Below are 6,859 nucleotides of genomic sequence, written 5' to 3' on the forward strand. Positions count from 1 at the left end.
CCGGCCCGCGCCGGCCCCCGGCGTCACGGGCGGTCCCACAGGTTGCGGGCGGCGAGCAGCGGGAGCACGCCCTCCCCGAACCAGTACGCCTCCTCCAGGTGCGGCATTCCGCTCAGCACGAACTCGTCGATGCCCAGCGCGTGGTACTCGCAGATCAGGTCCGCGACCTCCCGGTGGCTGCCCACCAGTGCCGTCCCGGCGCCGCCGCGCAGCAGGCCGATGCCGGCCCAGAGGCCGGGGTACACCTCCAGCCGCTGTGCGGAGCCGCCGTGCAGCGCGAGCATCCGGCGCTGGCCCTCCGACTCGCTCTCGGCGAGCGCCCGTTGGGTCTGCCGCACCCGGGCCGGGTCCATCGCGGCGAGCAGCCGTTCGGTCTCCGCCCAGGCCTGCGCGGCGGTGTCCCGGGTGATCACGTGCAGGCGGATGCCGAACCGGACGGTCCGGCCCCGGGCGGCGGCCAGTTCGCGGATCCAGCGGATCTTCTCCCGGACCTGGGCGGGCGGCTCGCCCCAGGTCAGGTAGACGTCCGCGTACCGGGCCGCGACGTCGCCGGCGGCCGGGGAGGAGCCGCCGAAGTACACCGCCGGCACCGGGTCCGGCAGCCGGTTCAGCCGCGCGCCCTCGACCCGCAGGTGCGGCCCGTGGTGGTCGACCGCCTCCCCCGCCCAGAGCCGTCGGGTGATGTCCAGGAACTCCCCGGTCCGCGCGTACCGGGCGTCCTTGTCCAGGAAGTCCCCGAAGGCGCGCTGCTCGGCGGACTCCCCGCCGGTCACCACGTTGAGCAACAGCCGCCCGCCGGAGTGCCGTTGGTAGGTCGCGGCCATCTGCGCGGCCAGCGTCGGGCTGATCTGCCCGGGCCGGAACGCCACCAGGTACTTCAGCCGCTCGGTCACCTGGCTCAGCATCGCGGTGGTCAGCCAGGCGTCCTCGCACCAGGCCCCGGTCGGCGTGAGCACGCCCTCGAAGCCCAACTGCTCGGCGCTGCGGGCGATCTGGCCGAGGTAGCCGATGCCCGGTGGCCGGTCCGACCCGGCGGCGCCGGGCGTGGAGCCGTGCCCGCCGCCGACGATCAGCCGGCTGTCGCCGTTGGTGGGGAGGAACCAGTGGAAGGTGAGAGCCATGGACGGACACACTCCTGGGGCCGGTGCTGCCTGCGGTCGGTTGTCGGAACCCACTCGCGGCGACACCCGTCCGCCCACACCCGCCCCAGGTCCACGTGCAGCCTGCGCACGAGAAGGGGGCGGCCCGGAGCAGTCATGCCCCGATTCTCCGCGTCTCCCCCACCCCGATCAAGCCCCCGGACTCCCGGCCCCGCCCCCGGACACCCCGACGCCGCAACGCCCGCGGGCCCCCTCCTGCACCGGGAGGGGGCCTGCGGGCGTGACGTGGTACGGGTGGCCGGGTACGGCGGTGGATCAGACCTGGCCGGCCTTCTCCAGGGCCGCGCAGCAGGTGTTGATCAGGAGGCGGGTGACGACGTAGGGGTCGACGTTGGCGTTCGGGCGGCGGTCCTCGATGTAGCCCTTCTTGTCCACCTCGACCTGCCACGGGATGCGCACGGAGGCGCCGCGGTCGGAGACGCCGTAGCTGTAGACGTTCCACGGGGCGGTCTCGTGCTTGCCGGTGAGGCGGGACTGGATGTCGTCGCCGTACTGGCTGACGTGCTCCAGCACCTTCTCCTGGGAGGCGCCGAGCGACTCGCAGGCGGTGATGATGGCGTCGTAGCCCTCGCGCATCGCCTTGGTGGAGAAGTTGGTGTGGGCGCCCGCACCGTTCCAGTCGCCCCGGGCCGGCTTGGCGTCCAGGGTGGCGTCGATGCCGAACTCCTCGGCGGTGCGGTACAGCAGGTAGCGGGCGATCCACATGTCGTCGGAGACGGTCAGCGCGTCGACCGGGCCGATCTGGAACTCCCACTGGCCGGGCATGACCTCGGCGTTGATGCCGCAGATGGCCAGGCCGGCGTCGATGCAGCGGTCCAGGTGCAGCTCGACGATCTCGCGGCCGAAGACCTCCTCGGCGCCGACGCCGCAGTAGTAGCCGCCCTGCGGGGCCGGGAAGCCGCCCTCCGGGAAGCCGAGCGGGCGGGAGCCCTTGAAGAAGGTGTACTCCTGCTCGATGCCGAAGATCGACTCCTGCGCGGCGTACTTCTCGGCGACCTCGCGCAGCAGGGCGCGGGTGTTGGAGACGTGCGGGGTGCCGTCCGTCTCCAGGACCTCGCAGAGGACCAGGATGTTGTCGCCGCCGCGGATCGGGTCCGGCACCACCCGCACCGGGTCCAGCACGCGGTCCGAGGCGTGGCCCTCGGCCTGGCTGGTCGAGGAACCGTCGAAGCCCCAGGTGGGGATCTTGTCGGCGTTGGGCAGGACGCGAGTCTTGGAACGGAGCTTCGCGGTCGGCTTGGTGCCGTCGATCCAGATGTACTCGGCCTTGATTGCCACGTCGTGTCCCTCGCATTGCTGGGTGGTGGGTGCCCGCGTAGCGTTGCAAGCCGCCGTTTCCCGGTTGTTCCTCTCGTGTAACGCGCATGTGAACCAACCGTCCGCATTGGCACGGTCACGGTGCGGGAGTGCCGGGGGTGGCACTCCCGCCGTTCCGGGTGCCGTCGGTGACGGCACGGGCATGGTCAGTGACGACGGGCGTGCGCGGCGCGACGGCGCCGGGTGGCCCACAGCGCGGCCGCCCCGCCCGCGACCAGGGCGGCGGCCCCCGCGGCGAGCGGGCCGGTGGCACTGCTGCCGCCGGTGGCGGCCAGCTTCTCCGCCTTCTCCGACTTCTCCACCGCGGCCTGCGGACCGGCGGCCCGCGAGGTGGTGGTGTCGGCGACCGGCTGAGCGGCGGGCGCGGTGCCCGCGGTACCCGTGGTGGCCGGGCCGGTCGGGGTGGTCGGGGCGGTCGGGGCGGTCGGGGCGGTCGAGGGCGCGGAGGGCTTCTCACAGCTCACCGAGGCGACGGTGACCTTCCCGGTGACCTTGGCGACGTTCAGGTTGAGCGGGTTCACCTCCACCTGCACCTCCAGGGCGGAGGCGGCGGCGGTGGTCGTGGTGACGGTCTTCTTGGAGAACTCCACCGAGACGCTGCCGACCAGCGGCACGTCCACCTTGGTCGGGCCGTACACGCCGACGGTGACCGGCTTGCCGAGCACGCTGAGCTTGACCGGCGCGACCACGTCGGCGGTCGGCTGCCCGTCGACCGGACAGGTCGCCTCGGCGCTCATCGCCTCCAGGCCGAGCAGCGCGGTGGTGGGCAGCCCGGGGGCGTGCACGTCGGCGTTGACCAGCTTGACGGAGGCGGTGGCGCCCTTGGCGTCGACCCTGGTCACCGACTTGCCGATGTCGGCCTTGACGAGCTCGACCGGGCCGGTCTGGTCGACCCCGGCCACCGTGGCCGTCAGGATCGATCCGTCGCGCTGCGCCGGCGACTCCACCTTGTTCAGCGCGATGTTCACCGGAACGTCCACCGCCTTGTTCAACAGGCTGACGTCCAGGTCGAGTTCGGCGGTGACGGCGCGCGCCTTGCCGGGTGACGGGGCGGGCTCGGCCGCGTGGACGGGCGCGGCGGTGAGCAGGGTGCTCGCCACCACGGCGGTGGCCGCGGCGGCGGAAACGATTCGGCGAGAAGACATGGCGATACCCCCACACAGATGAAACGATGAGCCGCCAGTCTTCTCGAACAATCCGTCACATGAGTAACACAGAAAGTCATTTCACTCGTTGGAGTGAGATTGGCGTTCTGCGCTGACCCAGTTCTGCTACGGCAGCCGCCAGTCCACCGGCTGCGCCCCCTGCCGCACCAGCAGCTCGTTCGCCCGGCTGAACGGCCGCGAACCGAAGAAGCCGCGGTCGGCCGACATCGGGCTGGGGTGGACCGACTCCACCGACGGGACGTTGCCCAGCAGCGGGCGCAGGTTGCGGGCGTCGCTCCCCCACAGGATCGCCACCAACGGGCCGCCGCGTGCCACCAGCGCCCGGATCGCCTGCTCGGTGACCGCCTCCCAGCCCTTGCCGCGGTGCTGGCCGCTCTTGCGCGGCTGCACGGTGAGCACGCGGTTGAGCAGCAGCACGCCCTGCTGCGTCCACGGGGTGAGGTCCCCGTTGGACGGCTGCGGCAGGCCCAGGTCGGTGCCGTACTCCCGGTAGATGTTGATCAGGCTCGCCGGGATCGGCCGCACCTCCGGCGCCACCGAGAAACTGAGCCCGACGGCGTGGCCGGGCGTCGGGTACGGGTCCTGCCCGACGATCAGCACCCGCACGTCGGCGAAGGGCTGTTGGAAGGCCCGCAGCACGTTCGGGCCGGAGGGCAGGTAGGTTCGGCCTGCGGCCAGTTCGGCGCGCAGGAAGTCGCCCATCGCGGCGACCCGTCCGGCGACGGGTTCCAGGGCGGTGGCCCAGCCGGGCTCGACGATCTCGTTCAGTGGACGCGGTGCCATGGTCGCCACCCTATCGGCCTACGCCGACAGCGCCTTCAGCGGATGATCATGGGATCGAGGCAGGTCGACGGGGTCCACGGGCGGTGTCCTCGGCCCGGCCGAGGACACCGCGGGCCTACCCGACCGGCCGCCCCCGCAGCACCACCAGCCGCGGGTCCGCGAGCACCCGGACGTCCGCCCGCGGATCCTGCGCGTACACCACGAAGTCCGCTGGCGCGCCCTCCTCCAGCCCCGGCCGCCCCAGCCACTCGCGCGCTCCCCAGCTCGCCGCCGACAGCGCCTGCGCCGGGCTCAGCCCCGCCTTCACCAGCTCCGCCACCTCGTCCGCGACCAGCCCGTGCGCCAGCGAGCCGCCCGCGTCCGTCCCGACGAACACCGGGATGCCGGCGTCGTGCGCGGCGCCCACGGTGTCGTACCGGCGCTCGTGCAGCCGCCGCATGTGCGCCGACCAGGCCGGGAACTTGGCCTCGCCGCCGGCCGCGAGGTCCGGGAAGGTGGCGATGTTGACCAGCGTCGGCACGATCGCCACCCCGCGCTCGGCGAAGGCCGGGATCAGCTCCTCGGTCAGCCCGGTGGCGTGCTCGACGCAGTCGATCCCGGCCGCCAGCAGGTCCGGCAGCGACTCGGCGGAGAAGCAGTGCGCGGTGACCCGGGCACCCTCCTCGTGCGCCGCCGCGATCGCCTCGGCCAGCGCGTCGCCGGGCCAGCAGGCGGCGAGGTCGCCGCGCTCGCGGTCGATCCAGTCGCCGACCAGCTTCACCCAGCCGTCCCCGCGCCGGGCCTCGGCCCGCACGTAGGCGGCCAGGTCGCCGGGTTCGATCTCGTGCGCGTAGTTGCGGATGTAGCGGCGGGTGCGGGCGATGTGCCGCCCGGCCCGGATGATCCGGGGCAGGTCCTCGCGCTCGTCGATCCACCGGGTGTCGGCGGCCGAACCGGCGTCGCGGATCAGCAGGGTGCCGGCGTCCCGGTCGGTGAGCGCCTGCTTCTCGCTGGTCGCGGCGTCCACCGCGCCGTGCGCGTCCAGGCCGACGTGGCAGTGCGCGTCCACCAGGCCGGGCAGCACCCAGCCGTCCACCGTCCGCACGTCCCCGGCGGTCGGCGGGCGGGTGAAGCTCACCCGGCCGTCCACCACCCAGAGTTCGTCCCGGACGTCCTGCGGACCGACCAGCACCCGACCCCGCACGTGCAGCACCGCGCCATCGCTCATGGCCGCACTCTACCGACGGGCGGGTTCCGTGTAAGCAGTCATGATGCGGCAGACTCGTTTCCGCACCCCACCCCCGCGAAAGGCGATCAAGACGTGAGTCCCTTCCTCGACCTGCCCCCGCTCAGCGCCGCCGAGTTCGCGGCGATCGAGGACCGGGTGGCCGCGCTGCTGCACACCGAGGCCGATGTGATCGTCACCCAGGGCGAGGCGCTCCTCCCCCTGGAGGCCGCGATCCGCGGCGCCGCGCACCCCGGCTCGACCGCCCTCAACATCGTCACCGGCCCGTACGGGCAGACCTTCGGCAACTGGCTGCGCTCCTGCGGGGCGAAGGTCGTCGACCTGGCCGTGCCCTTCGACAGCGCGGTGAGCGCCGAGCAGGTGGCCGAGGCCCTCGACGCCCACCCGGAGATCGACTTCGTCTCCCTGGTGCACGCCGAGGCCGCGACCGGCAACACCAACCCGGTCGCCGGGATCGGTGCCGTGGTCCGCGAGCACGGCGCGCTGCTGATGCTCGACGCGGTCGCCTCCGTCGCCGCCGAGCCGCTGCTCACCGACGAGTGGGGCGTCGACCTGTGCGTCATCGGCGGCCAGAAGGCGATGGGCGGCCCGGCCGGGGTCTCCGCCGTCTCCGTCTCCGCGCGCGCCTGGGAGCGGATCGCCGCCAACCCGGCCGCCCCGCGCCGCTCCTACCTCTCGCTGCTCGACTGGAAGGAGCGCTGGACCGACGCCGGCCGCGCGGTGCTGCCGCACGCCCCGGCCCAGCTGGAGATGCTCGCGCTCGGCGCCTGCCTGGACCGGATCGCCGCCGACGGCCTGCCGGCCGTGATCGCCCGCCACCGGGCCGCCTCGGCCGCCACCCGGGCCGGCGTCCGCGCGCTCGGCACCCTGGCCCCGTACGTCGTCGAGGACGCCCACGCGGCCCCGGTCGCCACCACCCTGCGCACCCCGGACGGCGTCGACGCGACCGCCCTCGCCGCCCGCCTCGACCCGGCCCTGCCCGTCCAGCCGGGCGGCGGCGCCCTGGCCGGCTCGATGCTGCGGGTCAACCACTACGGGCGGGCGGCCGCGCTGGACACCGTCCGCGCCTGCCTGTCGGCCCTGGCCGGGGCGACGGACGCCGACCCGGCGCCCGCCCTGGCCGCCGCCGAGGCCGCCTGGAGCGCGACCGTCCGGGCCTGAGCGGCCCGGGCTCCCACGGCCGCGGCCCCCGCAGGACGTCCTACGGG

6 protein-coding genes are annotated in these 6,859 nt (G+C 73.9%); 1 reads left to right on the forward strand and 5 read right to left on the reverse strand.

Annotated features, from left to right (window positions below):
- Positions 1–23 precede the first annotated feature (23 nt).
- The 5 genes from ACFVGO_RS15525 to ACFVGO_RS15545 form a co-directional block, all read right to left on the reverse strand.
- Positions 24–1,121, reverse strand: a complete 1,098-nt coding sequence (locus ACFVGO_RS15525; RefSeq protein WP_359903438.1) for an LLM class flavin-dependent oxidoreductase — start codon at positions 1,119–1,121, stop codon at positions 24–26.
- Positions 1,122–1,415: 294 nt separating this feature from the next.
- The gene (gene glnII, locus ACFVGO_RS15530; protein ID WP_359903441.1) at positions 1,416–2,438 is read right to left on the reverse strand and encodes a glutamine synthetase; all 1,023 of its coding nucleotides are present in this window, start codon (positions 2,436–2,438) and stop codon (positions 1,416–1,418) included.
- A gap of 185 nt (positions 2,439–2,623) precedes the next feature.
- Positions 2,624–3,622: an SCO1860 family LAETG-anchored protein gene (locus tag ACFVGO_RS15535; protein WP_380632184.1), complete on the reverse strand. Its 999-nt coding sequence runs from the start codon at positions 3,620–3,622 to the stop codon at positions 2,624–2,626.
- 126 nt (positions 3,623–3,748) lie between these two features.
- Entirely contained in the window at positions 3,749–4,426 is a 678-nt protein-coding gene (locus tag ACFVGO_RS15540; protein ID WP_359903447.1) for a uracil-DNA glycosylase, read from the reverse strand.
- 115 nt (positions 4,427–4,541) lie between these two features.
- Positions 4,542–5,633 (reverse strand): amidohydrolase family protein, encoded by a 1,092-nt coding sequence (locus ACFVGO_RS15545; RefSeq protein ID WP_380359447.1) that lies wholly within the window; start codon positions 5,631–5,633, stop codon positions 4,542–4,544.
- Positions 5,634–5,726: 93 nt separating this feature from the next.
- On the opposite strand from ACFVGO_RS15545, the gene ACFVGO_RS15550 reads away from it, so the two are divergent.
- Complete coding sequence (locus tag ACFVGO_RS15550; RefSeq protein ID WP_359903453.1) at positions 5,727–6,812, forward strand: aminotransferase class V-fold PLP-dependent enzyme; 1,086 nt, start codon at positions 5,727–5,729, stop codon at positions 6,810–6,812.
- Positions 6,813–6,859: the final 47 nt, after the last annotated feature.

The organism is Kitasatospora sp. NPDC057738 (assembly GCF_042798815.1).
Lineage (GTDB): Bacteria > Actinomycetota > Actinomycetes > Streptomycetales > Streptomycetaceae > Kitasatospora > Kitasatospora lactacystinica.

Coding starts and splice junctions, on each gene's coding strand:
- ACFVGO_RS15540 (WP_359903447.1), bottom strand. CDS start 4,426: ATGGCACCGCGTCCACTGAACGAGATCGTCGAGCCCGGCTGGGCCACC.
- ACFVGO_RS15535 (WP_380632184.1), bottom strand. CDS start 3,622: ATGTCTTCTCGCCGAATCGTTTCCGCCGCCGCGGCCACCGCCGTGGTG.
- ACFVGO_RS15525 (WP_359903438.1), bottom strand. CDS start 1,121: ATGGCTCTCACCTTCCACTGGTTCCTCCCCACCAACGGCGACAGCCGG.
- ACFVGO_RS15545 (WP_380359447.1), bottom strand. CDS start 5,633: ATGAGCGATGGCGCGGTGCTGCACGTGCGGGGTCGGGTGCTGGTCGGT.